Raw genomic sequence first — 23,128 nt, 5'->3', positions numbered from 1 at the left:
GCTCGCGCCTATCTCCCCCCTGTGGGGGCCTCGTCCCTACCCAAACCACTTCCCTATTTCTCAAACATGGAGGCCGGTCCAACCATGCCCTACCCCGACTACATCATCACGATCCATACCGATGGCTCATGCTCTGGCAACCCTGGCCCTGGGGGCTATGCCGCTATCATCCGCAACCCAAGGCGGCAGCTTGAGATCTCAGGTGGAGAGCCTGGAACCACCAACAATCGTATGGAGCTCCGAGCAGTGATCGAAGCCCTCAACACCCTGAAGCGCCCCCTTCGCCTGAAAATCTTCTCTGACAGCCAGTATGTCATCAAGGGTGCCTCCGAATGGCTCAAGAGCTGGAAGGCCCGGCATTGGAAGAATGTCAAGAATGTCGACCTGTGGCAGGCACTCGATGCTGCAGCAAGTCGTCATGACATCGAATGGCAATGGGTGAGAGGCCATGCTGGTAACGAGATGAACGAGAAAGCCGATCTCCTCGCCAACCAAGGCAGAGAACGACAGAAGCAGACCAAGCGAAGAACCAGGCTCTGATCCTGCGCAACAATGGTGAGGGCGTCAATGGATGCCCTGCCCACCCCAGGCCCAACGGTCACAATTGTATGCTCTCGTGACCGTCCACAAGGCAGCTTGACAACGCGGTCATTTTCCGTTCATAAACTTTTGGTCATTTAAGTTTAAGAGGTAATGAACAATGTCGTTGGTCGGTTATGCGAGAGTGTCGTCTGTTGGTCAGTCCCTGGATGTTCAGGAGGCAAAGCTACAGTCGGCAGGGTGTGAAGAGATCTTCCGTGAGAAGCGGAGCGGGGTCGACACCGAGCGCCCTCAGCTCAAGGAGTGCATGCGTTACATCCGCAAGGGTGACACCTTGGTGATCTCCCGTATTGACCGCCTAGCCCGATCTGCTGAACACCTGCTTCAATTGTCCAGAGAGTTAGAAGAGAAGGGTGTCACGCTCAAGGTTCTGGATCAGAGTATTGACACCGGCGATGCTGCGGGGAAAGCCTTCCTTGGCATGTTGGCCGTCTTTGCTCAGTTCGAGAATGACATCCGCAAGGAAAGGCAGATGGACGGCATCGCCAAGGCCAGAGAGAAGGGCGTCAAGTTCGGAAGAAGGCCGGTGATGACCGAGGAGCAGGAGGGCGAGGCAAGGCAACTTCGCAAAGATGGTTGGGCCCTCCAACGCATCGCTGACCATATGGGCGTCTCCAAGGGCCTCATTCACAAAGTCACCAGCCGCCCAGGATCTTCAGGCGTCTGAGCGTCTATCAGTGTTTTTTCTTTTCGACAATAAGTTTTGACAGCATTTTCTCACGCTCGACTTTGTTGGGAGCTCGTATAGGTGGATCTTTTTTTAACGCCTTCATCCGTAATTTGTAGTTCGGATGCTGTTTAATCGTTTCAACGAATCTTGTTTGCTGGTGATCTGTCAGGTTCTCTTTGAGTACGCTCTGCAATTTCGGATATTTGTCGCCAAAAAAATCACATCTTGCACATCTTTCAGCAAATTTCTTTTCAGCGTTTCTAACCCTAGTACGCATGCCTCGTTTCGAGGTCGGTGCTTTTTGGGGCGGGGTGGGGATTAGTTTTCGCAAAGCTTTCTGAAAAATAACACTGTTTAAGATAAATTGATTTATCTCATCCGCTCTTCGCGGAAACAAACTTTGATAGTGCTTATCAATTACTGGAAAACTTTTCCCTTCAAAATGAGCCTTCGCACAATTTTTCATATACCAGCTCATGTATCCCTTGAATGATTTTTTCTTTTCCACCCGTTTTAACTTCATACAAACTGTAACACTGTACTTCGTTTTCTTTTCTATGGCATTTTTTGCTATATGAAATTCTGAACTCTCTCCGCCCCAATTGGTACCTGTACGCCCAAGCTTTACAATAGTGCTTCCACCAGAATAGCTTGATCTTCCCATCTAAATTACTCCCACAATTTTCTATTTCACGAAGAGGTGTAGCAGCCATCAAGCACCGTCCCTCCAACTCCCATTTTTCATGTTCCAGAGGGAGAATGCACAATATGCGATAGGTCCAAACCCGAATACTTGATCTTCTGCATTTCCTCATTGAGGCGTCGCAGCGTGTAACCTCGTCCGTATCTGGCAGACATGCCTTCTTCACCGTGGCCCTGAATGGCGTCCATAACATCATGAGCCACTCCGCATTCTCGGCAAGCATCTTCTAGGGTATGCCGAAAGCTGTGAAAGACCAGAGTATCCCTCTTAATACCAATGCTCTCAAGATGACGCCTGAAATGCTTGGTAAATGGCGATGAATAATAGCCATCGTCACCAGCTTTCAGATCTGGAAAGACGCGCTTTTGTCTAGCTTTCTTGCGCGACTCCACTAAGTCAAGAAACCCCATTTGGACCAAGTCTTGATGTATCGGTATCGATCTGACTGAGTTCCTGTTTTTGAGACGCTTGTCCTCGCCATCCTCGTTAATGTCGAAATATCGAACACCATTCTCTTCCTTGATATCAGACACATAAAGCTGAATAATCTCGCCAAGTCGAGCTCCAGTATACAGACCGATTAGAGGCACCCAATAGATGCCAGCATCCCGTGGCACCAGTTTGCCAGGCCGCTTCCAAAACCGCAGAGACTTGCATCCCCGGTAAATTGGCACATTGAAGACTTTTCGAAGTTCTTCCATCGTGAAGGGATCTCGCTCTTCACGAACACTTTTGGTCCTCTTGATCTTCAGACCTTTGAACAATCCGCTTTGCACATCATCAAAGTTGGAATCCGCCCAATTCCAGAATGCCGCAACAAAGCCAATGATCTTGTTGAGATTGCTGTCTGACATCGGCTCCATATCAGCCGCCCTGGCAACCTCGGCAGCATTGGCAAGGGATAGCCCCTTCAAAACATTCTTCTTGTTCCAGTTTGAAGGAAGGCTGAGCAGCGCAGTTTTGAAGGCCTTAGCATCGACTTTTCGATATTGATCAATCGGACGATCTCCAACCGTTGCAAGGAAATGAGAGATCCACACCCGATGTTCAGAGGCTGTTTTCTCCTTCCAGCTACTGCGAGATCTTTCAGTGATCCAATCCTCCAGCGCCACCGAAAGCAATGGATAGTCAGAGCGAGGTGTCACCTTTGGCAGCAGTGGGGTTTCAACAACTTCACCTTCATTGCGCTTTCGATTGTCCCGGTACGCACGAACTGTCGCCTTCAGCAGCTCTCGTTCCACAAGTCGCCAAGAAGGAGATCCGGGGGCCAACTTAAGATTGACGCTATCCCACGTCAGGACTTCCTCAGCTTCAGCATGAAGAAACACGTCAGATCGCCCTCGAGCCAACTGCCCTTTATTATAGTCGAGCGCATCTTCAAGCAGCTCACCATACTCATCAAATGTTGGAGCGAACTGAAGTGAACCATCGTCCGCATCATCGAGAAAACCATCCAGCCGAATTTCTTCGTCTTCTTCGAGGAGGTGAGCATAGTAAACATCTTGGATGTGCTTTAGCTGTTCAGAAGTCAGTTCATCTGTGGCGGGAGAGTTCCGTTTGTGCCGGTGCTCTTCGAACAATCTATCCACACTCGCTGCAGCAACTCGGACACGCTTGAGCGCTTCTCGATAGTCCTTGGTTTTGAGCGAGAAGGTTTCTTCCGATTTTGGGTAGGTTTCTTTGATATCAACCGGGATTGCCGCGCGGTGATAATAGGTGCCTTTACGGCAATAAAGTCGAGGATGTCCAGTCACTGCTTCCATAGCTCCACTGTAACAGTCTAATGGAACAACGGGAAGTCAGATGTCTGACTTTTCAATAAGTTATTGATTATATTCAAGGGAAACAGGCGATGGCGGAGAGAGAGGGATTCGAACCCTCGGAACGCTTGCGCGATCAACGGTTTTCGAGACCGCCCCGTTCGACCACTCCGGCACCTCTCCGCAACACTTTTCGAGCATTGTGTGGTCCAATATGGCTCAAAAAGGTGGCCGGACCATACACATCCACGCAACCAAGCTCAAGACTCCAAACGAAAAAATCCCCACTCACGCACAAGAGACCTCTATTGGTTAGCAGGATGCCTTTGCGTTTCCGTCAGATCTGCCCCTATTTGGCCAACCAGAACGGGCACGACTTAAAGCCAAGAGATTCCCAGCATCACCATGAGAACAAACTGGGCCAGTATAGCAAGAATAAAGAAGTAACTGCGCAAACTGGGATTCTTGCGCGTCGCCACGAGATAATAAGTAATCATGTGCGCCAGCCGACCGCCCACATAGGCCCAACTTAGCAGCGCCAGCCAAAAGGCATCAAAGCCTGTCATCGCCGCTAGGATGACAAGGCCAATCATGAAAGGCACATTCTCAATGGAATTCATGAAAGTACGGTGGCTTCTGAAAACGAAGGATTCAGGCCCTAATGACTCATCGACTATGCCGGGCACGTAAGACTTCTGCGCCCGATGCGCCACGGCCGCGACCAGCGACTGCACAAAGACCATCACCAACAGGGCGTAAACCGCCCCCAGCGCCCCACCGTAGCTGGCATACATCGACAATCCTTCTGTCATGACAAAGCATTCCTTTCCAAACATCCTATATAATATGTCCAACCATGTGGTATCCGGTTTATCGACCTTCAAGGCCGCATTGAAACTCCCCCAATGACAGGCAAAACCGCAGCTTTTTCTTGACTCTGATGCCTTTCCAAGTATATTGCCCGAGAACTCAAGGCGTGGACGCGAATCCGCGCCCTTTTGCTTGTCTGTTTTTAAATCAACAAATCTCTGATTTTATTAGCCAAACAAGCTTCCTATTAACTGACTGAAAAAAGACAGACCCGCCGATTGGAAAATCCCGGAGCCTGGACTGAACGGAGAAAAAAATGTTCGCAGTCATCAAAACCGGTGGTAAACAGTACACTGTTTCCCCCGAAGATGTAATCAAGGTCGAAAAGCTCGAAGGCGAAGCTGGCGAAACCGTTGTTTTTGACAGCGTTCTGCTGGTTGGCGGCGAAGGCGAAGCTGAAGTTGGCGCTCCTCTGGTTGATGGCGCTTCCGTAGCAGCTGAGATTGTTGATCAGGGCCGTGGCCGCAAGATCATCATCTTCAAGAAACGTCGTCGTCAGAACTCGCGTCGCCGCAATGGCCATCGCCAGTATTTCACCACAGTCAAGATCTCGGAGATTCTGACCGGCGGTAAAGCTCCTGCGAAAGCAGCCAAGAAAGCAACCCCAGCCAAAGCTGAAGCCGCACCGGCAGCAGCTGCTCCGGTTGCCGCTGCAGCAGATGGCGAAAAAGACGACCTGAAGAAACTGAAAGGTCTCGGCAAGGTCATGGAAGGCAAGCTGAATGATCTGGGCATCACCACATACGCTCAGATTGCTGCCTTCACTGCTGAAGACATCGATAAAGCCGAAGAAGCCCTGAGTGCAAAAGGCCGCTTCGAACGTGATAACTGGATCGAGCAGGCCGCTGCTCTTGCAGCCGAGAAATAAGATAGAGACCAGGAGACACCAAAATGGCACATAAAAAAGCAGGTGGTTCATCCCGTAACGGTCGCGATACAGCCGGCCGTCGTCTGGGCGTGAAAAAGTTTGGCGGTGAACTTGTCATCGCAGGCAACATTATTATTCGTCAGCGCGGCACCAAGTGGCATCCGGGCAACAATGTCGGTATGGGCAAAGATCACACCATTTTTGCGACCACCGAAGGCAACGTAGAGTTCAAGACCAAGTCTAATGGCCGAACTTACGTGTCCGTGAACCCGATGGCGGAAGCGGCTGAATAACACTGGCATGAACATAATACGATTTGCCGGTGTCCCAGACCCCGGCAAATCGAAAAGCCTCCCTCCTGAAAAGGGCTAAAGAGGCAAAAGATTTAAAGGGGAGATGGGACACCATCTTCCCTTTTTCTTTTGACCTGACCCAAGCCCTTAGGAGGGACAAAATGTTGGAAATAGACGAAAGCTTACAGCAGACCGAACCTGACTGTAGAGAGGGTTCGGAAAGCAAACCTTTCCTGTTGCGCCACCCAGCTCGCACAGATCTGGAAGTGCTGGTCGCTCTGGCAAATATTCCGGCCATGACCAAGAACCTATGCAGCAACTGGCTGCCGATTTCCGCCAAAGGGGCGGAATCCTGGTTCCTCAATCAGACGGAAAAGACAGACCCGACGGAATTCCCTTTCATCATTACCGATATGAAAGGCGCCATGATCGGCGTGATTTGCCTGCTTCTCGAAGAGAACCGAAAGCAGGCCGAAATCAGCGTGATCATCGACCGCGACCAATGGCAGCACGGATATGCCACACGAGCCATTCAGGCAGTGGCAGACTTTGCATTTTCGAGCCCGAACATCAATCAACCACCCCTCGAAGCGCTGGTGGCGCAATGCAGGGTTTCATGCGGCAGTTCCCGGCGCGTTGTCGAGAAATGCGGCTTTCAATATAGCGGCACCGGTATGGCGCATTCCCAGCACTATAACGGCATGATCCCTATCGACCGCTATCGCCTCGACAGAGGTGTCTGGTACGCCCTGCGGAACTGGTCCGGCATGGGCCAGACAAACGCGTGGTCCTTCGGCCCCAACAGCGGGCAAAAAACCTATAGCCTGAAAGGAGCGGCATGATGAGAATCCCTGATCTGGCGAGTGACCGGCTTGTCTTGCGCCCTCTGCGCCCAAGCGATGCACCAGACCTTGCAAAATATTGTCAGGATATCGAGGTTTCGAAATATCTGGCTGTGGTGCCCCACCCCTATCCTGAAAATGCCGCCAATGATTGGCTGGAAAAGCAGGATAAAGGGGTCGCCGGAATCAACATGGCCATCACCAGAAACGATGCCCTGATGGGAGTTGTCGGTATCAAGGCATCCACGGAACGGGACGTCGGAATCTTTGCGCCAACCATAGGCTATTGGCTTGCGACCGCCTATTGGGGCAAAGGTTTCATGCAAGAGGCCGTGCGCCGTCTGCTCGACTGGTATCTACCACTCGAACCGACGGAAAAGATGTGCGCGGCAGCTTTTGAAGACAACCCGCGTTCGATCAATCTCCTGCGCAATCTGGGCTTTGAAGAAGTCCGCCGTGATACCGGATACAGCGTCGCTCGTGGCGAGAAAGTACCCGAAATCATCATGCAGCTAACCTCCGAACGATTCCAGCAGATGGGCTGTGCCTGACAAGACACGCCCCTTTCGTAAGGTCAAAACGGGCCGCACCCCACAAAAGCACGGGTGCGGCCCTTCGCTACAACGATTGGCTATTGGCTTGGAACCCCATGCTGGGGTATAGGCTTTAACAAAGAGACCGCGCAAAGCCCGCGTTAGGAGCAACCACTCCTTCGCAATCGGCCAGAGCACCATGTCCGGGCACATGGCCCGTAAGACAAAGACGCGGCAAAACAGATAGAAAAGATCCGGTCCGAATTCGGCTGGACATCAAGCGTGAGCCCGAAAGCTCAACGACACAACGAGGCCAAATAATGAAATTTCTCGATCAGGCAAAGGTTTATGTTCGCTCCGGAGATGGCGGAGCTGGCTGTATTTCCTTCCGCCGTGAAAAATATGTCGCATTGGGTGGCCCCGATGGTGGAGATGGAGGCAAGGGCGGAGATGTGATCGTTGAATGCGTCAACGGTCTCAACACACTCATCGACTATCGCTTCAAGCAGCATTTCAAAGCTGAAACCGGCATGCACGGCATGGGACGCAACCGCAATGGGCGCAAAGGCAAAGACGTCGTGTTGCGCGTACCGGTCGGCACCCAGATTCTGGATGAAGACAACGAGACCATCATCGCCGACATGACCGAAGAGGGCCAAACATACACCCTTGCCAAGGGCGGCAACGGTGGCTTTGGCAACACCCATTTCAAATCGGCCACCAATCAGGCGCCACGCCATGCCAATCCGGGCCTTGAAGGCGAAGAAGCCTATATCTGGCTGCGTTTGAAGCTGATTGCCGACGCTGGCCTCGTGGGCCTGCCCAACGCTGGCAAATCCACCTTCCTGTCGTCGGTTTCCTCGGCCAAACCAAAAGTCGCCGACTATCCATTCACCACCCTACACCCCAATCTGGGCGTGGTGGGCATCGATACGCGCGAATTTGTCGTGGCCGACATTCCCGGACTGATTGAAGGCGCCCATGAAGGGCTTGGCATCGGCGACCGCTTCCTTGGTCATGTGGAGCGCTGCCGCGTTCTGCTGCATCTGGTTGATGCCACTCAGGAGGATTATCTCGATGCCTATCGCGTCATCCGTGGGGAACTGGAAGCCTATGATGAAGGTCTGGGTGAAAAGGACGAAATCGTTGCATTGACCAAGGTCGACTCCTTGACCGAAGAAGACATTGCTGAAAAAGTGAGCGCGTTCGAAGCCGCCTATGGCATTCGTCCGCACGCCATTTCCGCAGTTGCCAAAACCAACATGGACACGATCCTGCGCGCCCTTCTGGAAAAGATCGATTCTGAAAATACGCGCGAGCAACTGGCAGATCAGGAGCCGGCACCTTGGCGACCGTGAAGGCCAAACGCCTTTGATAGCCGTCGTGGAGTGGATGCAGACGCCCGGCGGCTTGGACAAAGTTACCAGCAACGTCGGCCTGACCTCTCGGGCCTTTAAGAGACGGACTTCCAAGTGAGACTCGAGGATCAAAAGAGAATTGTCGTCAAAATCGGATCGGCAACTCTTGTAGACGAAAAAACCGGCCGCCTGCGCGCCGCCTGGCTGCAAACCCTGATCGATGACATCGCCATGCTGTATGAGCAAGGCAAGGAAATCATTATTGTTTCGTCTGGCGCCATCGCGCTTGGGCGACGCAAGGTCGCCTTGCCAAAGGGCAAGTTGAGGCTGCATGAAAGTCAGGCTGCGGCCGCCATTGGCCAGATTGCTCTGGGCGAAGCCTATGCGGACGCCCTGCACAAGGTCGATCTGACAACGGGGCAGGTCTTGCTAACCCTGAGTGACACCGAAGAGCGCCGCCGCTATCTCAACGCCCGCGCAACGCTGGCGACCATGCTCAAGCTGGGCGCTGTGCCGATCATCAACGAGAATGACACGGTCGCCACCACGGAGATCAAGTTCGGCGATAATGATCGCCTTGCCGCCCGTGTCGCCACCATGATCAGTGCTGACTGCCTTATTCTGCTCTCAGACATCGACGGTCTCTATACCGCCCCGCCTGCCCAAGACCCTGACGCGCAACATATTCCAGTGATCGAGCATATCACACCGGAAATTGAAGCGATGGCAGGGAGCGCTGGCTCGGCCCTTGCCAAAGGTGGCATGACCACAAAAATCGCAGCCGCCAAGATTGCCGTGAATGCCGGCACCGCCATGATCATAGCCAATGGCAGCGACTATAACCCGCTCAAAGCCATCATGAATGGTGCCAAGCACAGCTGGTTCGAGCCCAAATCCAACCCGATCACCCAGCGCAAGCGCTGGATTAACGGCAATCTGGAGCCCCACGGCACCATAACGCTCGATGAAGGCGCGGTGCATGCGCTGATGTGTGGCAAAAGCCTGCTTCCTGCCGGGGTTACTCATCTGGAAGGCGATTTCGCCAAGGGCGATGCGCTGATCATTCTCGATTCTGCCGGTCTTGAAATCGCACGCGGCCTAGTGGCCTATGACCGATCAGAGGCCGACCAGATCAAGGGCTGCAAATCTTCGCAGATCGCTGACATTTTGGGCTATGATGGCCGTGCGGAGCTGATCCATCGGGACGATATGGTCCTGAGCGGAGTGGACCATGCAGACCACATCGACCATTCAGATCATGCCGATCGTAGTTGAAACGCAACCATCAACCCCGTAAAGCCAAAGACAGCTGAGAGCGCGTATGGCAAGACACCTTGCCGAAAATCCGCCAAACGCCTATATCCGCAGACATAAAGTCACTTTCCCGAAGGGGGACTCGCCATGAATGATATGACAGAGACTGTTACCGAAATCATGACCGCGCTGGGGGCCAAGGCCCGCAAGGCAGCGCGCCATCTGGCCAATGCCCCGACGGAGCAGAAGAACGCAGCCCTCAGTCAGGCAGCTGTCGCCATGCGCGCGGATGTCCAATCCATTCTGGAGGCCAATGCCAAAGACATTGCCAAGGGCAAGGAAGATGGCATGACCGAGGCTTTCCTCGATCGTCTTACGCTGAGCGCCGACCGCATCGAAGCCATCGCTGCGGGCCTTGATGCCATTGTCTCCCTACCCGACCCTGTCGGCACCATCATCACCGGTTGGGATCGCCCCAACGGTTTGCATATCGAGCGTGTACGCACCCCGCTCGGCGTCATCGGCGTCATTTATGAAAGCCGCCCCAATGTCACCGCAGATGCAGGAGCGCTCTGTCTGAAAGCGGGCAACGCATCTATTTTGCGCGGTGGCTCTGACAGCTATCATTCTTCCCGCGCCATCCATGCTTGTCTGGCCAAAGGGCTTGAGAGTGCCGGTCTGCCAGCAGACTGCATCCAGATTGTCCCCACCACAGACCGGGCTGCTGTGGGCGAAATGCTCAAGGGGCTAGATGGCAACCTCGATGTGCTCGTTCCCCGCGGCGGCAAAGGGCTGGTCGGGCGTGTGCAATCTGAAGCGCGGGTACCCGTCTTTTCCCATCTGGAAGGCATTTGCCATATCTATATCGACAAGGAAGCCGAGCCTGAAAAGGCAAAGGCCATTACGCTTAATGCCAAGATGCGCCGCACCGGTATTTGTGGTGCCGCCGAGACTTTGCTGATTGATCGTTCCATTGCCAATACCATCGGCAAGGACGTGCTGCAAACCCTCAGCGAGGCGGGCTGCGTGGTGCGCGGCACCGATGAAATCAAGGCTCTTCTACCGGCAGCAGACCTCGCCAGCGATGAGGATTGGTCAACCGAATATCTCGACGCCATCATCTCGGCAAAGATCGTGGACGGTGTCGATGCCGCCATCGACCATATCGCTCAATATAGTTCGCACCACACCGAGAGCATCATCACGGAGAATACCGTGGCCGCCGATAAGTTCCTCAAGGAAGTGGACAGCGCCATCGTTATGCACAATGCGTCCACCCAATTTGCCGATGGTGGCGAGTTCGGCATGGGCGCAGAAATCGGCATTGCAACAGGCCGCATGCATGCGCGCGGACCGGTTGGACTGGAGCAATTGACCAGTTTCAAATACCGAGTGCATGGATCAGGGCAGACACGCCCCTGATTTCAACATCTCATCCACACGGATTTGGCCCTTTGCCCCATCCCTCTTTTCCAGTCGGTTGACGCGATGACACGATCCCGCATTTATCCTCATGATCTTCCGCTCGTCGCGCCGGGCATGCGCATCGGCCTTTACGGAGGCAGCTTCAACCCAGCTCATGAGGGCCACAGGCACGTGGCTCTCACGGCGCTCAAACGCCTGCAGCTGGATCGTATCTGGTGCCTGGTCACACCGGGCAACCCGCTGAAAGATATAAGGGAACTGCCATCCCTTAAAACAAGACTGACTGACACAGCACGCCTCATGGATCACCCCCGCATCGATATCACCGGGGTTGAGGCCAAGGCAGGCACGCATTTCACCGCAGAAACACTGGACTGGCTAGGCACACGATCAAAAGGGGCGCATCTGGTCTGGTTGATGGGGGCGGACAATCTTAAGCAGTTTCACAAATGGCAACGCTGGGAAGATATTTTCAACAGAATCCCTGTTGCCATTATAGACCGTCCCGGCTACAGTCTCTCACCGCTTAACGCACTGGCAGCGCGGAATTTTGCATGGGCGCGGCTTCCTTCTCGCAAGGAAGCGACACTCGCGACTGCGCAATGTCCGGTTTGGACCTTCATTTATGGTCCGCGCTCGGAATTATCTTCCACCGCACTAAGGCAAAGCACGAAAGCCCAAGGCACGCATAACGCGCAAGAGCCTTGAAAATGTCACATAGCATGACTTATTCTTATGGGGCGAAGATTCGATCCGAGATCAGTCTTGGCCCTGTCCATGTCCGTTCATCCACCCTGATCGGCTGATGAACGGGAGAGAAACTGTCTGCAGTTTGATTCAAGAGGTATATTCCTGTCCACCGCAGCACAAATGGAGATCATGCCAGAAGGTCCGTCTCCCATCCGTCTCGTTTCGGGTCGCAAGGATCCTGAACAGGCGCTCGCAGTCATCCTCTCGAGCCTTGACGAAGCCAAGGCCGAAGATATTCTGTCAATTGATCTGCGCGGCAAGTCCGCACTTGCCGACTATATGGTCATCACATCCGGTCGTTCCCACAGACATGTCGGTGCCGTTTCTGATCGTCTCCTCAGAGACCTCAAGGACAATGGCTTTGGCAGCGCCAATGTGGAAGGTCTGCCCAATTGCGATTGGGTGCTGATCGACACCGGCGACGTGATCGTTCATATTTTCCGTCCAGAAGTACGCGAGTTCTACAACATCGAAAAGATGTGGGCCGCGGACGCAGACGAAGATCTGTAATCCCGTCTGACAGACTGGTCTCTTGATATGACGGTCTGACCGATATCCAAATCGGCCAGATACCCCGAAGAGACCAGCCGGAAAGAGGATGATGAAGCTTGTAATCAGCGCTATCGGGCGGCAAAAGGCTGGCCCCGAAACGGATCTCGTTGCGCGCTATCAGGACCGGGCCCAGAAGGCTGGCAGAAATCTGGGACTGAATGGTCCTGATATCCAAGAGTTCACCGAAAGCCGTGCCCGAAATACTGCCGAGCGCAAGGAGCAGGAAGCCGAGCAGACTCTGGCCGCCTTGCCAACGGGCACCTTCATCGTCGCGCTGGATGAGCATGGCAAGAACATGTCCAGCGAAGATTTTGCCAAGCTGATCGACAGGGAACGCAATCAGGGCACACCGGCCATGGCCTTCTGCCTTGGCGGACCTGATGGGCATGGGCAGAAACTGCTTGGTGCAGCCAATGCAAAGCTGGCACTAGGCGCCATGACATGGCCACACCAGATCGCGCGCATTCTTCTCTCCGAGCAGATTTACCGCGCCATGACCATTCTCTCGGGCCATCCTTATCATCGCAGCTGAGCTGTCCGTCCAAAAGTCGACACAAAAGGTCGATAATTGCAGCCTTTTCACGCATAGACGATTCCACCCGTCAAGGGCATGCACTAAATTGCAGACAAATCGGCGCAACAGGTGATTCGGGTGCGAGACAAAAAGGCAAGCAGACCCACTCTGAGAACAAAGTCATGCACAAGGTCGTTCCTCGGCCTTGCCTTTGCGGTTGTCACTCTGCTCCCCCTGATATCACAAACTGGGCTAGCCCAGGATGCTCAACCGCTTCCGACCCCTGCACCCAATTCAGCAACGTCGATCCCGGATACAGAGGAAAAAGAGCCGCCGCAGAAGACCGAAGCCGAACAGCAGGCTGAACGGGCGCTGCAAGCGCGTCTGAAGGCACGCAAGGATCAGGAAGAGGCCCTTGCGAGCCTGGAATCCAGCATCGCTCTCTCCCAAAAGCGACAGGAAGAGCTGAGCGCGGAAATCGACCAGCTGAAATCAGATCGGGAGACCATTCAGGGCGATATGATCGCCACCGGCGAACGCATTTCCAATCTGGAAAGCTCCATTTCGCAGCGCGAAGATCGGCTAAGAGTGCTGTTTGAAGACCAGACGCAGCTGAAAGTTTCTCTTGCCGAAGAACGGGATTCCCTCTCTGAAATCCTTGCTGCGTTGCAAAGAATTGGCCGAAATCCGCCACCAGCCCTTGTCATTCGCCCCAATGAAGCCCTTGATGCCGTCCGCTCTGCCATTCTTCTTTCCACGCTGGTTCCCGAAATCCGGGTAGAGGCCAACGCGTTGGCGACCCAGCTGGCAGAACTGATCCGATTACACAAAGATATCGAAGAAGAAAAGGACGCGCTGCAATCCAGCCTCGCCAGCCTTCAAGAAGAAAACGAGCGCCTTGCCCTGCTGATTGAGAAGAAAAAGACGCAGGAAGCAACCACCGCTCAGGCGGCAGAGCAGGAGCAGCAGAAAACATCCGAACTGGCCGCAAGAGCCCGAACACTTGAACAGCTTATCAATGGCATGGAGCAGGAAATCGAAGCGGCCCGCATAGCCGTTAAAGAAGCGCAGGAAGCCGAGAAAAGAGCCATTGAGCAGGAAATTGAGACAAAAAAGCAGAAAATAGCCGCATTAAAAGATGCCGCTCGCCTTTCTCCTGCCATACCTTTTGTTAAGATGAAAGGCCTTATGCATTTACCTGCCAATGGTGCAATTTTAAAAGCCTATGGCAATGATGATGGATTTGGGGGCCAAACCAAGGGCATGTCGGTTGCGACACGCATTGGCGCACAGGTCTCAAGCCCGGCCGATGGTTGGATTGTCTATGCAGGCCCCTTCCGCTCGTTTGGGAAACTCTTGATTATCAATGCCGGAGGCGGCTACCATATCGTTCTGTCAGGAATGGACGAAGTATATCCCGAAGTAGGGAGTTTTGTTTTGGCCAATGAACCTGTAGGAAAGATGCAGCAGACAAGACTGGCTTCCAGCGATTTACTGGATGCAAGCGCCTCGCGGCCAGTTTTATATATTGAATTGAGAAAAGATGGTGTTGCGATCGATCCTTCACCATGGTGGACAGCAGATTTGAAGGAAAAGGCAGACGGATGATCCGGAAACTTTCACTATTGCTAATCGGCGCTCTCATGGGAGCTGGTCTGGTCGTGACCCTTTCAGTTGCCTCTTGGGAGGCGACTGGCACCGCCAACGCCGCAAGTTCGGATACCTATCGCCAGCTGAATCTGTTTGGTGATGTGTTCGAACGCGTACGACGCGAATATGTCGAGATACCCGATGACGACAAGCTGATCGCTTCAGCCCTCAACGGAATGCTCACCTCCCTTGACCCGCATTCGAGCTACATGTCTCCGGACAGCTTCGAAGACATGACCGTTGAAACGCAAGGCGAATTCGGTGGACTGGGCATTCAGGTGACCATGGACAAGGGCGTCGTCAAGGTCATCTCTCCGATGGACGACACCCCGGCCCATGCCGCAGGCATTCTGGCCGATGACTATATCACCCATCTGGATGGCAAACCCGTGCGCGGCATGTCCCTCAGTGAAGCTGTGGACCAGATGCGCGGCCGGGTTGGCACCAAGATCAAGCTGACGATCGTACGCGAAAATGTCGAAAAGCCGATCGAAGTGGAAATCACGCGCGAAATTATCAAGCTGACCTCGGTCAAGTTCAAGGCACAGGGCGATGTCGGCTATATTCGCATCACCCAATTCAACGGTCAGGCCTTTGCCGGACTGACTGATGCCATCGGCAAACTTGAAGAAGAAATCGGCGAAGACAAGATCAAGGGCTACATCCTCGACCTGCGGTCCAACCCGGGCGGTCAGCTGGATCAGTCCATCGCGGTAGCCGATACCTTCCTTGATCAAGGCGAGATCGTCTCCACCCGTGGTCGCAACAAGGAAGAAGTCAAGCGCTACTATTCCCGCGCTGGCGATCTGGCCAAGGGGCATCCGGTTATTGTGTTGATCAATGGCGGCTCTGCATCCGCATCCGAGATTGTTGCCGGAGCTCTGGCTGATCATCACCGCGCGACGCTCATTGGCTCCAAGTCGTTTGGTAAGGGATCGGTTCAGACCATCATCCCGCTCTCCAACAATGGCGCCATCCGCCTCACCACGGCGCGCTACTATACCCCGTCTGGCACGTCCATTCAGGCCAAGGGTATTGTGCCGGATATTTTCGTCAAACAGGAACTGCCTGACGACCTCAAGGACAAGTTCCCGCAGACGACGACCACGGAAGCCACGTTGAAAGGGCATCTGGAAGCGGAAGGCGAAAGCGAAACAGCAACCGATGCACTGCTTGGTGAAGAAGAGGATACCGGCGAAGAAGCAAAGGATGAAAAGGAAGCCTATTCCCCATCCTATGTGCCTGTTGAAGCTGAAAAAGACACCCAGCTTCAGTTCGCTCTTGAGCTGATGCGCGGTGAAATCACCAATGAAGCATTCCCTCCCAAAGGGGAAACAGAATAGAGCACTATCAAGGGTGGGCTGAACAGCCCACCTTAACCCTCTTTTGAGGAGACGGATCATGGCGGCGAGTGATCTGAGCAAGCCTCTGGGCCAAGATCAAAGCGAAGCATCCGGAATAAGCCGGTTGTTCATGTTTGGCTCCTTCGGGTTGCTGGCGCTGGTTCTGCTTGGTCTTACATCCGTGATCATGCTGGCAGACAATCCCGATGGGGGATTGCCAACCCAAGAGGTTGACCTGAACGCTTCGATCGATTCCAATTCCCGTATTGGAGTTTCTGGCATTCGCCCCAGCATCAAGCCGGGTATCCCCGAAACGGCCCGCCCCGATCAACAGGATTCTCCTTCGCCCCAACTTGAACAAGCCATGCCGGCAAACGCCAATACGTCTGACGAGATTCGCGTGCTGGACCCTGCCGACCCCAGCTTGAATTCGGCTACGGCAACCAACGGCACAGTGCCCTATGAAGCCTTTGCCCGCCCGATCAACACGGACGCCATTGCCGGATTACCCAAAATCGCCATTATCGTGGATGGCCTCGGCCTGTCTCAAACAACGACAGAAGAAGCCCTGACCCTGCTCCCGCCGGATATAACTCTGGCCTTTGCCCCTTATGGTAACAGTCTTTCGCGCTGGACACGCAAGGCACGCAGTCAAGGTCATGAACTGCTCGTGCAGGTTCCCATGGAACCCTTTGACTATCCCAACAACGACCCCGGCCCGCATACCCTTCTGACATCGGCCAATGCCGAGGCGAACAAGGCCAATCTCAATTGGGTGTTAGAGCGCTTTGATCAATATGTTGGCGTCATCAACTATATGGGCGCCCGCTTTGCCTCCGATGAGCTGGCGGGCTCGGAATTCATGACCGAGTTGAAGAATAAAGGCCTTCTCTATGTCGAGAATGGCTCTTCAGGCCGCAGCCATCTCAATACCATTGCTAGCAAGATGAGCATTCCCAATCTGCGCTCGGATCTTGTCATCGACTTCCGGGGCCGCCCCTCGGACATTGAAACCCGCCTTGTTCAGCTCGAATCCATCGCGCAGGAAAGCGGCACGGCGCTTGGTGTTGCCTCGGCCTTCCCCACCTCGATCAGATCCATTTCCGACTGGACCCAGTCCCTGCGGCAACGCGGCTTCGCACTGGTGCCCGTCACCACACTCCTGAATCAATAAGGCATCCAAGATGGCCAAAAAAGATAATCTGCCCTATCGCGATTGCGTGGGCATCTGCCTGTTCAACCATGAAAACAAGGTCTGGATCGGCAACCGCTATGGCGCCTCCGAACTTGAGAATAGCAACTACACCTGGCAAATGCCCCAAGGCGGCATCGACAAGGGCGAGGAGCCCCTCCAGGCGGCAATCCGTGAGCTCTACGAGGAAACTTCCATCAAGTCCGTATCGCTTATCAGAGAGGCGCCAGACTGGCTGTATTATGACTTTCCCGATCACGTGGTGAAGGCTGGCAAAATTGGTAAGTTCAAGGGCCAGAGACAAAGGTGGTTTGCCTTCCGCTTCGAAGGCGATGAATCCGAGATTGAAGTGATCAATCCCGCCAAGGGCAAACATCCGCAGGAATTTGAAGGTTGGCGCTGGGAGGCCTTGGCCAAAACACCGGATCTCATCGTCCCCTTCAAACGCGATGTCTATCTGGATGTCGTCAAGGCCTTCGCCGATCTGGCAGCCTGACTGGGTAGCGGACCAGTCAGCCGCAAGCCGCCCATAAAAAAGAGGCTGCGCCGCGCAGCCTCAAAAGATGTTGGGGGACTTTTCTTATCGTTGCTCGCTCACCAATTATGCATTGCGCACCTGCTCCATGAACTTGTCGACCTCGGACTTGAGCAGAGCTGATTGTTTGTTCAACTCGTCTGCGGCCCCCATCACCTGAGCAGACGCCGCCGCGGCCTCCTGCGAAGCTTTCGAAACATGCTGGATATTCTCGCTGACAACCTCGGTTCCCTGAGCGGCGTGGAACACGCTGCCTGAAATTTCCTTGGTCGCCGCATTCTGTTCTTCCATCGCCGATGCGATGGCGGCCGAAATCTCATCGAGGCTTTGGATGACGTGAGACACTTCATCCATGGAGGTGGATGCATCCCGCGAAGCGGTCTGGATCTCGCCAATCTGTTTGGCAATCTCTTCTGTTGCCTTGGCCGTTTGCCCAGCAAGCGCCTTGACCTCGCCAGCCACCACGGCAAACCCCTTGCCTGCTTCTCCAGCTCTCGCAGATTCGATAGTCGCGTTAAGCGCCAGAAGGTTGGTCTGCTCGGCAATGGAAGAAATCATTTCCACGACTTTGCCAATCTTGGATGACGTCTCGGCCAACGTGGCCATCTGGGCCGTTGTCTGGGTCACCTTGCCAGCCGCATCACGCGCACATTTGGATGCCTGAAGCACCTGCTCGCTGATCTCGCCAATCGTGCTCGTCATCTCCTCAGTTGCCGTGGCAACCGTCTGTACGTTGCCCGAAGTCTGCTGTGAGGCTGCGGAGGCGTCCGTCACCTGTTTGGCTGTCCGTTCGGAGACATCAGACATCGACTTGGCGCTGGCGTTTAGTTCGGTGGACGCAGCCGAAACAGTCTGAACAATACTGCCGACATGCGCATCGAAATCATCGGCCATCGCCATCATCATCTGCCGTTTTTCCTGCTCGGTGCGCCGCTTCTGCTCTTCCTGTTCGGCCTCCAGCTCACGCGCTCTGATCGCATTCTGCTTGAAGACTTCCACCGCAGCAGCCATCTTGCCAACTTCGTCACCGCGCACCACGCCGGGCACATCAACGCCCAGCTCACCATGCGCCAGACGCCCCATGGTCGAAGTCAGCGCCACGACTGGCTTCGTGATACCGCGTGCGATGACGAAAGCACTCACGATACCAGCAATCAAAGCAGCAGCCCCGACGCTTAGCAGCATGAAGTGGAAGTCGTCTATTTGCTTGTTTACGCCTTCCTGTGTGCTCTCTTCTTCAGCCTTTGCAGAGACTGTAATGGCCTTGGCGGCAGCCATGATCTCGTTCGCACCATCGTCCAGGGTTTCCAGTCTGATACGCTGGCTCTCTTCGATGGCATCAACCATCTTCTGGACTGATGACTGGTAAAGCTGGGTGTTCTTAAGCGCCAGCTCCAGCTTGAACTGATCCTGATCCCCCACGATCGCCCCACGCATTTGCACCAGCTTGTTTTCCAGCTCAGCCAGATACTGGGTCACCTTCACGGCAGCTTCTCTTTCTCCATCGGACCAGAATTTCATGACCGACAGCCGTGCGAGCAACATGCTTTCCTGCGCATCTCCGATTTTGTTCAGCAAGGATAGCTGACTGTTGGAATAAGCGCCTTCGTGGATGCCATGCAAGGAACCCGTGATAATGTCTCCGGTAGGCGCAAGGATGTCATAGAGCAGATGATGGGATTCCTCCTTCAACCGCATGATGTTGGTGAACCCGTCTCTATAAGCACCAAGTCTGCCCTCGATTTTGTTGAGCAAAGCCACACGTTCTGGCTTCTGCAATTCATCATGCGCGTCGACCATCAGGGTTTGGATGACATCAAAACGAGCTTTATACTCCTTCTCGGCTTCATTTGCGGCTTCCGGAGACGAGGTTCCGACATATTCACGAGCGGCCAGCTGTAGCTCCGTCACGGCTCTTTGCATATCGGATAGCAAAAGAGCATCGCCCGCCTTGTCACCATAGATTACGATGCGCCCTTCCAGACCAGTCAGTTTCGAATTCCCGTAAATCGTCAGACCGGCCAGAAGGCAAAGCACAATGGCAAAGCCCAGATAAATCCTCGCACCGATTTTCACATTTCGGAAAAAGGAAAAGCCCCTCTTTTGCGAAGCGCCCGGAGAAATCAACGGAGCACTAACAAGAGAGGGACTACCCCCAGTTGATTGTATAGACATGCCAAGTTCCCCCAGAGCATCCACTTCCAGATGAGTTGAATCAGAAGACAACCTCAAGACTTGTTGAGCATGGTTAACAATTGGTTAATTTTCAGTGTATGAAAACTTAATGACATTAACGAATTGAATGTAAACGTTAATTTAAATTTATAAATTGTTAAAAAATTTTCTATATCCAATAGTCTACAAACAACACACATTCGTACAAAACCAAAATGTCCAAAACCTATTTAACTTCGGCTAAAAGTTTTATTTACAAATATTATATTTTGTAAGTTACCTTTGAATCTATATTAGAGTTTCATATAATAATACAATATAAAAAAGGCCATGCACAACATACACGGCCTTTCTCAATCAGGTTTTCTGAGAAGGACTATCCCTCCCGGACATGAGCAATGAAGCTCTGAACTTCCGACTTCAAGAAGTCGGATTGTTTCGCCAGTTCTCGCGCTGCAACCATGACATGTGACGATGCCTGCGAGGCTTCCTGCGACGCCTTGGAGACCGAATTGATGCTGTTGTCGACAACTTCCGTCCCTTGCGCAGCCTGATGGATTGAACTCGAAATCTCGCTCGTAGCAGAATTCTGCTGTTCCATGGCGGAGGCAATTGTGGCCGTAAATTCGTCAAGTTTCTGGATAACCTGACTGACATCATGCATCGATAAGGAGGCCTTTTCGGTCGCCGTCTGGATTTCGTTAATCTGCAGGGCAATCTCGTCGGTCGCTTTGGCAGTTTGCCCCGCCAGCGCCTTGACCTCACCGGCTACAACAGCAAACCCCTTGCCTGCCTCACCGGCACGCGCCGATTCAATGGTCGCATTGAGAGCCAGAAGATTGGTCTGTTCCGCAATCTTGGAAATCATTTCGACCACTTCACCAATCTTGTTGGAATTGTGCGCAAGCATCTCCATCATCTGGTTTGTCGCATCCACTTTGGTGACCGCATCACGCGCAGAACCGGACGCCTGTTGCACTTGCAAACTGATTTCACCAATCGTGCTGGTCATCTCTTCTGTTGCAGTCGCAACCGTCTGTACATTGCCCGAAGTCTGGGCGGAGGCCACTGAAGCCTCTGAGACCTGCTTTTCAGTCTGCTCGGACACGTCTGCCATTGCCTGAGCATTGGAACTGAGCTCTTCAGACGCATTGGACACGGTATCGATGATCCCGCCGATATGCTCGTTGAAGTCATCGGCCATCTTGCCCATCATTGCGCGTTTTTCAACTTCCGCTCGGCGCTGATTTTCTTCCTGTGTTTGCTCCAACTCCTTCGTGCGAAGCGCATTCTGCTTGAACACTTCCAGGGCAGCGGACATTTCACCAATTTCATCGCCCCGCTCCTTGCCCGGTACATCCAAGTCGAGCTGTCCCGATGCCAATTGCTTCATAGCCACCGTAATCGCCAGCAAAGGTTTTGTGATACCGCGTGAAATCAACAAGGCACAGCCGATACCAACCAACACGGAAAGAATCGTTGCCAGAACCAGCATCTTCGTCGTGCTTTCGAAATTGCTTTTAACAGACGCCTCAACCGCATCACTATCGGAAGATACAGTCGAAACAATCTCCCTTGAAGCCTTCAGAATTTCTGTTGCCCGGGTGTCCAAAGTTTGTTCTCGCACCATATTGCGCTCTGCAATGGTATTCTGCAAAGACGCCATCATGCTTTTATAGTCATCCACCCTTGACGACAAACGAATAAGGCCTGTCTTCAGGTCCTCATTCACCGTTGCATCCCGGATTTTTCTAACCGCTGAACGCAACGCGTCAAGATGGTTCGAAGCAGCGGCCAAGCTGTCTTCTTTACCATCATCGATGAATTTCATCAGATTGACGCGTGCAAGCAGCATGCTTTCCCGAATATCGACAGCATAGATGCTCAAGCCAAGATCGAGGGAATTGGCAATTGTGCTATCAATCGCGTCAATCTTTGTGTCGATATCATCCGAGATTTCAGCAAGTGTCTTATTGACCAGCTCGTTACGCTTGTTCATCAGTGCGACAAGCGTATCAAAGCCGATATCGTAGTCCTCAACGTTGAAATCAATCGATTCCAGCAGCTTGACCCGTTCGGGATCCTGAATTTCGTCATTGGCCGTGGCCAGGAGTTGCCGCAGGTCAGCATAACGCTGCTTGAAACGATCAACATTCTTCTTGCTCGGTTGCGAAAGATATTCACGCGCCGACAATTGCAGATCAACCAGCTGTGTCTGCAGCTGCGTCGCAATAATGGAATCACCCGCAAAATCACCGTATTTCTCAAAACTCGTATCAAGTCTGTTCAATGCCTGACCGGCAAAGAAGGATACGCCGTTAAGAACCGCGATCACGACAAGAAAGCCAAGAAAGATCCGATGGCCAATTTTGAGGCGCTTAAGCCAATGCATCGGTTTACTTGCTTTCCGCCCCTTTTTGCGACCGCGCCCCCCTGCGAGATCTGTGATTTCTTCGTTCGTAGTCATCTGTTACTTCCCTTAAGCGACGCCTATGCGTGTTTCGCAACACATTCCACCCTCCTCTAGGATTGATTTCGGGAGTTAACGCATCTTTAAATCGCAAGGAAAAGGCGGGACCCCATTAGGCTATGCCACCTCAGGTTTAAAAATAAAAATCAATAAATTCAGATAATTGCACAATTGTATCACCCGCTATTGGCAATTTTACTCCACAATATATTTTACGACAAAAGGCGCTTCTTTGTTTAAGGGCGTACAATATTGGAAAAAACATCAATGATGTAAATACTTATTCGATTCAAGTATTAGACATAAAAAAAGCCGCGAATGAAACCATCCGCAGCTTCTTGATTGTAAATGTCTTGTTCAATTACTGAGCGACAGCAACCTGAATCTTCTGCAATCGAGCCAAGCGCAAAGTAGCCTCATTGCGCTGATCATCGGTCTCCGCGTCGGCGACATCCTCTTCAGCGTCCTTGATCAGCTGAGCCATCTTCTCATGGTCCAGCTCTTCAACCGGAAGCGCCTGTTCGACGAGGATCTTCAGACCCGCGTCGTTGACATCGGCAAAACCACCGCGAACATAGATATCGCGTTTGCTGCCATCTTCCAGTTCTGCTTCCAGGATACCCGGAGCAATCGTGGAAATAACAGGAGCATGGTTATTGAGCACGGTGAAGTAACCGTCTGTACCTGGAACCAGAACAGAGACACAGGATTCGGAAAGAACCAGTCTCTCGGGAGACACAAGTTCAAAACCAAAAGCTTCAGCCATGATGT

At 53.0% G+C, this 23,128-nt stretch carries 22 protein-coding genes and 1 tRNA gene; 16 read left to right on the top strand and 7 right to left on the bottom strand.

Annotated features, from left to right (window positions below; translation table 11 throughout):
- Nucleotides 1-84 precede the first annotated feature (84 nt).
- Nucleotides 85-540 (top strand): ribonuclease HI, encoded by a 456-nt coding sequence (rnhA, locus tag BM258_RS18270; protein WP_090074695.1) that lies wholly within the window; start codon nt 85-87, stop codon nt 538-540.
- A gap of 160 nt (nt 541-700) precedes the next feature.
- A complete protein-coding gene (locus BM258_RS18265; protein WP_090074670.1) occupies nt 701-1,267 on the top strand; it encodes a recombinase family protein in 567 nt (188 codons plus the stop codon).
- 7 nt (nt 1,268-1,274) lie between these two features.
- On the opposite strand, the gene BM258_RS18260 is transcribed toward BM258_RS18265, so the two are convergent.
- The 4 genes from BM258_RS18260 to BM258_RS18245 all read right to left on the bottom strand — a co-directional run bounded on the left by BM258_RS18260 (nt 1,275) and on the right by BM258_RS18245 (nt 4,545).
- Nucleotides 1,275-1,934, bottom strand: coding sequence for a hypothetical protein (locus BM258_RS18260; protein ID WP_139229313.1), 660 nt, complete (start codon nt 1,932-1,934; stop codon nt 1,275-1,277).
- Nucleotides 1,935-2,011: 77 nt separating this feature from the next.
- Nucleotides 2,012-3,736 carry a site-specific integrase gene (locus BM258_RS18255; RefSeq protein ID WP_090074668.1) on the bottom strand — a complete coding sequence of 575 codons (1,725 nt, stop codon included), beginning with the start codon at nt 3,734-3,736 and terminating at the stop codon, nt 2,012-2,014.
- Between the two features lie 90 nt (nt 3,737-3,826).
- Nucleotides 3,827-3,916: transfer RNA gene (locus BM258_RS18250), tRNA-Ser, on the bottom strand.
- Between the two features lie 194 nt (nt 3,917-4,110).
- Nucleotides 4,111-4,545: an MAPEG family protein gene (locus BM258_RS18245; RefSeq protein WP_210186799.1), complete on the bottom strand. Its 435-nt coding sequence runs from the start codon at nt 4,543-4,545 to the stop codon at nt 4,111-4,113.
- Between the two features lie 314 nt (nt 4,546-4,859).
- Here BM258_RS18245 and BM258_RS18240 point away from each other — a divergent pair, with 314 nt between their 5' ends.
- From BM258_RS18240 to BM258_RS18175, 14 genes are all read left to right on the top strand, one after another.
- Nucleotides 4,860-5,471 carry a 50S ribosomal protein L21 gene (locus BM258_RS18240; RefSeq protein ID WP_090074666.1) on the top strand — a complete coding sequence of 204 codons (612 nt, stop codon included), beginning with the start codon at nt 4,860-4,862 and terminating at the stop codon, nt 5,469-5,471.
- Between the two features lie 23 nt (nt 5,472-5,494).
- Nucleotides 5,495-5,764 (top strand): 50S ribosomal protein L27, encoded by a 270-nt coding sequence (gene rpmA, locus BM258_RS18235; RefSeq protein WP_090074665.1) that lies wholly within the window; start codon nt 5,495-5,497, stop codon nt 5,762-5,764.
- A 161-nt stretch (nt 5,765-5,925) separates the two neighbouring features.
- Entirely contained in the window at nt 5,926-6,606 is a 681-nt protein-coding gene (locus tag BM258_RS18230) for a GNAT family N-acetyltransferase (protein WP_090074664.1), read from the top strand.
- Nucleotides 6,603-7,157: a GNAT family N-acetyltransferase gene (locus BM258_RS18225; RefSeq protein WP_090074663.1), complete on the top strand. Its 555-nt coding sequence runs from the start codon at nt 6,603-6,605 to the stop codon at nt 7,155-7,157. Before BM258_RS18230 ends, BM258_RS18225 begins: the two co-directional genes overlap by 4 nt.
- 302 nt (nt 7,158-7,459) lie before the next feature.
- Entirely contained in the window at nt 7,460-8,497 is a 1,038-nt protein-coding gene (gene obgE / locus BM258_RS18220) for a GTPase ObgE (protein ID WP_090074662.1), read from the top strand.
- A gap of 114 nt (nt 8,498-8,611) precedes the next feature.
- On the top strand, nt 8,612-9,772 hold the full coding sequence (gene proB, locus BM258_RS18215; protein ID WP_090074661.1) for a glutamate 5-kinase: 1,161 nt from the start codon (nt 8,612-8,614) through the stop codon (nt 9,770-9,772).
- A gap of 135 nt (nt 9,773-9,907) precedes the next feature.
- Nucleotides 9,908-11,173, top strand: coding sequence for a glutamate-5-semialdehyde dehydrogenase (locus BM258_RS18210; protein ID WP_090074694.1), 1,266 nt, complete (start codon nt 9,908-9,910; stop codon nt 11,171-11,173).
- 66 nt (nt 11,174-11,239) lie between these two features.
- Nucleotides 11,240-11,884 (top strand): nicotinate-nucleotide adenylyltransferase, encoded by a 645-nt coding sequence (locus BM258_RS18205; RefSeq protein ID WP_090074660.1) that lies wholly within the window; start codon nt 11,240-11,242, stop codon nt 11,882-11,884.
- 171 nt (nt 11,885-12,055) lie between these two features.
- Complete coding sequence (rsfS, locus tag BM258_RS18200; RefSeq protein WP_244544762.1) at nt 12,056-12,436, top strand: ribosome silencing factor; 381 nt, start codon at nt 12,056-12,058, stop codon at nt 12,434-12,436.
- Nucleotides 12,437-12,524: 88 nt separating this feature from the next.
- Complete coding sequence (rlmH, locus tag BM258_RS18195) at nt 12,525-13,010, top strand: 23S rRNA (pseudouridine(1915)-N(3))-methyltransferase RlmH (protein WP_342029361.1); 486 nt, start codon at nt 12,525-12,527, stop codon at nt 13,008-13,010.
- A gap of 120 nt (nt 13,011-13,130) precedes the next feature.
- Nucleotides 13,131-14,600, top strand: coding sequence for a murein hydrolase activator EnvC family protein (locus BM258_RS18190; protein WP_139229312.1), 1,470 nt, complete (start codon nt 13,131-13,133; stop codon nt 14,598-14,600).
- Nucleotides 14,597-15,985 carry a S41 family peptidase gene (locus BM258_RS18185; RefSeq protein ID WP_090074656.1) on the top strand — a complete coding sequence of 463 codons (1,389 nt, stop codon included), beginning with the start codon at nt 14,597-14,599 and terminating at the stop codon, nt 15,983-15,985. The genes BM258_RS18190 and BM258_RS18185 overlap by 4 nt, the downstream gene beginning before the upstream one ends.
- Nucleotides 15,986-16,043: 58 nt before the next feature.
- Nucleotides 16,044-17,159, top strand: coding sequence for a divergent polysaccharide deacetylase family protein (locus tag BM258_RS18180; RefSeq protein ID WP_090074655.1), 1,116 nt, complete (start codon nt 16,044-16,046; stop codon nt 17,157-17,159).
- 10 nt (nt 17,160-17,169) lie between these two features.
- On the top strand, nt 17,170-17,673 hold the full coding sequence (locus tag BM258_RS18175; protein WP_090074654.1) for an RNA pyrophosphohydrolase: 504 nt from the start codon (nt 17,170-17,172) through the stop codon (nt 17,671-17,673).
- A gap of 105 nt (nt 17,674-17,778) precedes the next feature.
- On the opposite strand, the gene BM258_RS18170 is transcribed toward BM258_RS18175, so the two are convergent.
- The 3 genes from BM258_RS18170 to BM258_RS18160 form a co-directional block, all read right to left on the bottom strand.
- Nucleotides 17,779-19,887 (bottom strand): methyl-accepting chemotaxis protein, encoded by a 2,109-nt coding sequence (locus BM258_RS18170; protein WP_139229311.1) that lies wholly within the window; start codon nt 19,885-19,887, stop codon nt 17,779-17,781.
- A 376-nt stretch (nt 19,888-20,263) separates the two neighbouring features.
- Nucleotides 20,264-22,354 carry a methyl-accepting chemotaxis protein gene (locus BM258_RS18165; RefSeq protein ID WP_090074652.1) on the bottom strand — a complete coding sequence of 697 codons (2,091 nt, stop codon included), beginning with the start codon at nt 22,352-22,354 and terminating at the stop codon, nt 20,264-20,266.
- A 364-nt stretch (nt 22,355-22,718) separates the two neighbouring features.
- Nucleotides 22,719-23,123, bottom strand: a complete 405-nt coding sequence (locus BM258_RS18160; protein ID WP_090074651.1) for a F0F1 ATP synthase subunit epsilon — start codon at nt 23,121-23,123, stop codon at nt 22,719-22,721.
- Nucleotides 23,124-23,128 lie beyond the last annotated feature (5 nt).

This window comes from Cohaesibacter marisflavi, assembly GCF_900115225.1.
GTDB classification, from domain to species: domain Bacteria; phylum Pseudomonadota; class Alphaproteobacteria; order Rhizobiales; family Cohaesibacteraceae; genus Cohaesibacter; species Cohaesibacter marisflavi.
This window is presented reverse-complemented; position numbering and strand designations above follow the sequence as displayed.

What these genes read in the sequence shown, in the direction of transcription:
- BM258_RS18245 (WP_210186799.1), bottom strand. Translation starts at nt 4,545, where the DNA reads ATGACAGAAGGATTGTCGATGTATGCCAGCTACGGTGGGGCGCTGGGG.
- BM258_RS18160 (WP_090074651.1), bottom strand. Translation starts at nt 23,123, where the DNA reads ATGGCTGAAGCTTTTGGTTTTGAACTTGTGTCTCCCGAGAGACTGGTT.
- BM258_RS18185 (WP_090074656.1), top strand. Translation starts at nt 14,597, where the DNA reads ATGATCCGGAAACTTTCACTATTGCTAATCGGCGCTCTCATGGGAGCT.
- BM258_RS18210 (WP_090074694.1), top strand. Translation starts at nt 9,908, where the DNA reads ATGACAGAGACTGTTACCGAAATCATGACCGCGCTGGGGGCCAAGGCC.
- obgE (WP_090074662.1), top strand. Translation starts at nt 7,460, where the DNA reads ATGAAATTTCTCGATCAGGCAAAGGTTTATGTTCGCTCCGGAGATGGC.
- BM258_RS18260 (WP_139229313.1), bottom strand. Translation starts at nt 1,934, where the DNA reads ATGGGAAGATCAAGCTATTCTGGTGGAAGCACTATTGTAAAGCTTGGG.
- rsfS (WP_244544762.1), top strand. Translation starts at nt 12,056, where the DNA reads ATGCCAGAAGGTCCGTCTCCCATCCGTCTCGTTTCGGGTCGCAAGGAT.
- BM258_RS18180 (WP_090074655.1), top strand. Translation starts at nt 16,044, where the DNA reads ATGGCGGCGAGTGATCTGAGCAAGCCTCTGGGCCAAGATCAAAGCGAA.
- BM258_RS18230 (WP_090074664.1), top strand. Translation starts at nt 5,926, where the DNA reads ATGTTGGAAATAGACGAAAGCTTACAGCAGACCGAACCTGACTGTAGA.
- BM258_RS18205 (WP_090074660.1), top strand. Translation starts at nt 11,240, where the DNA reads ATGACACGATCCCGCATTTATCCTCATGATCTTCCGCTCGTCGCGCCG.
- BM258_RS18165 (WP_090074652.1), bottom strand. Translation starts at nt 22,354, where the DNA reads ATGACTACGAACGAAGAAATCACAGATCTCGCAGGGGGGCGCGGTCGC.
- BM258_RS18265 (WP_090074670.1), top strand. Translation starts at nt 701, where the DNA reads ATGTCGTTGGTCGGTTATGCGAGAGTGTCGTCTGTTGGTCAGTCCCTG.
- BM258_RS18175 (WP_090074654.1), top strand. Translation starts at nt 17,170, where the DNA reads ATGGCCAAAAAAGATAATCTGCCCTATCGCGATTGCGTGGGCATCTGC.
- BM258_RS18240 (WP_090074666.1), top strand. Translation starts at nt 4,860, where the DNA reads ATGTTCGCAGTCATCAAAACCGGTGGTAAACAGTACACTGTTTCCCCC.
- rpmA (WP_090074665.1), top strand. Translation starts at nt 5,495, where the DNA reads ATGGCACATAAAAAAGCAGGTGGTTCATCCCGTAACGGTCGCGATACA.
- rnhA (WP_090074695.1), top strand. Translation starts at nt 85, where the DNA reads ATGCCCTACCCCGACTACATCATCACGATCCATACCGATGGCTCATGC.
- BM258_RS18170 (WP_139229311.1), bottom strand. Translation starts at nt 19,887, where the DNA reads ATGTCTATACAATCAACTGGGGGTAGTCCCTCTCTTGTTAGTGCTCCG.
- BM258_RS18255 (WP_090074668.1), bottom strand. Translation starts at nt 3,736, where the DNA reads ATGGAAGCAGTGACTGGACATCCTCGACTTTATTGCCGTAAAGGCACC.
- rlmH (WP_342029361.1), top strand. Translation starts at nt 12,525, where the DNA reads ATGATGAAGCTTGTAATCAGCGCTATCGGGCGGCAAAAGGCTGGCCCC.
- BM258_RS18225 (WP_090074663.1), top strand. Translation starts at nt 6,603, where the DNA reads ATGATGAGAATCCCTGATCTGGCGAGTGACCGGCTTGTCTTGCGCCCT.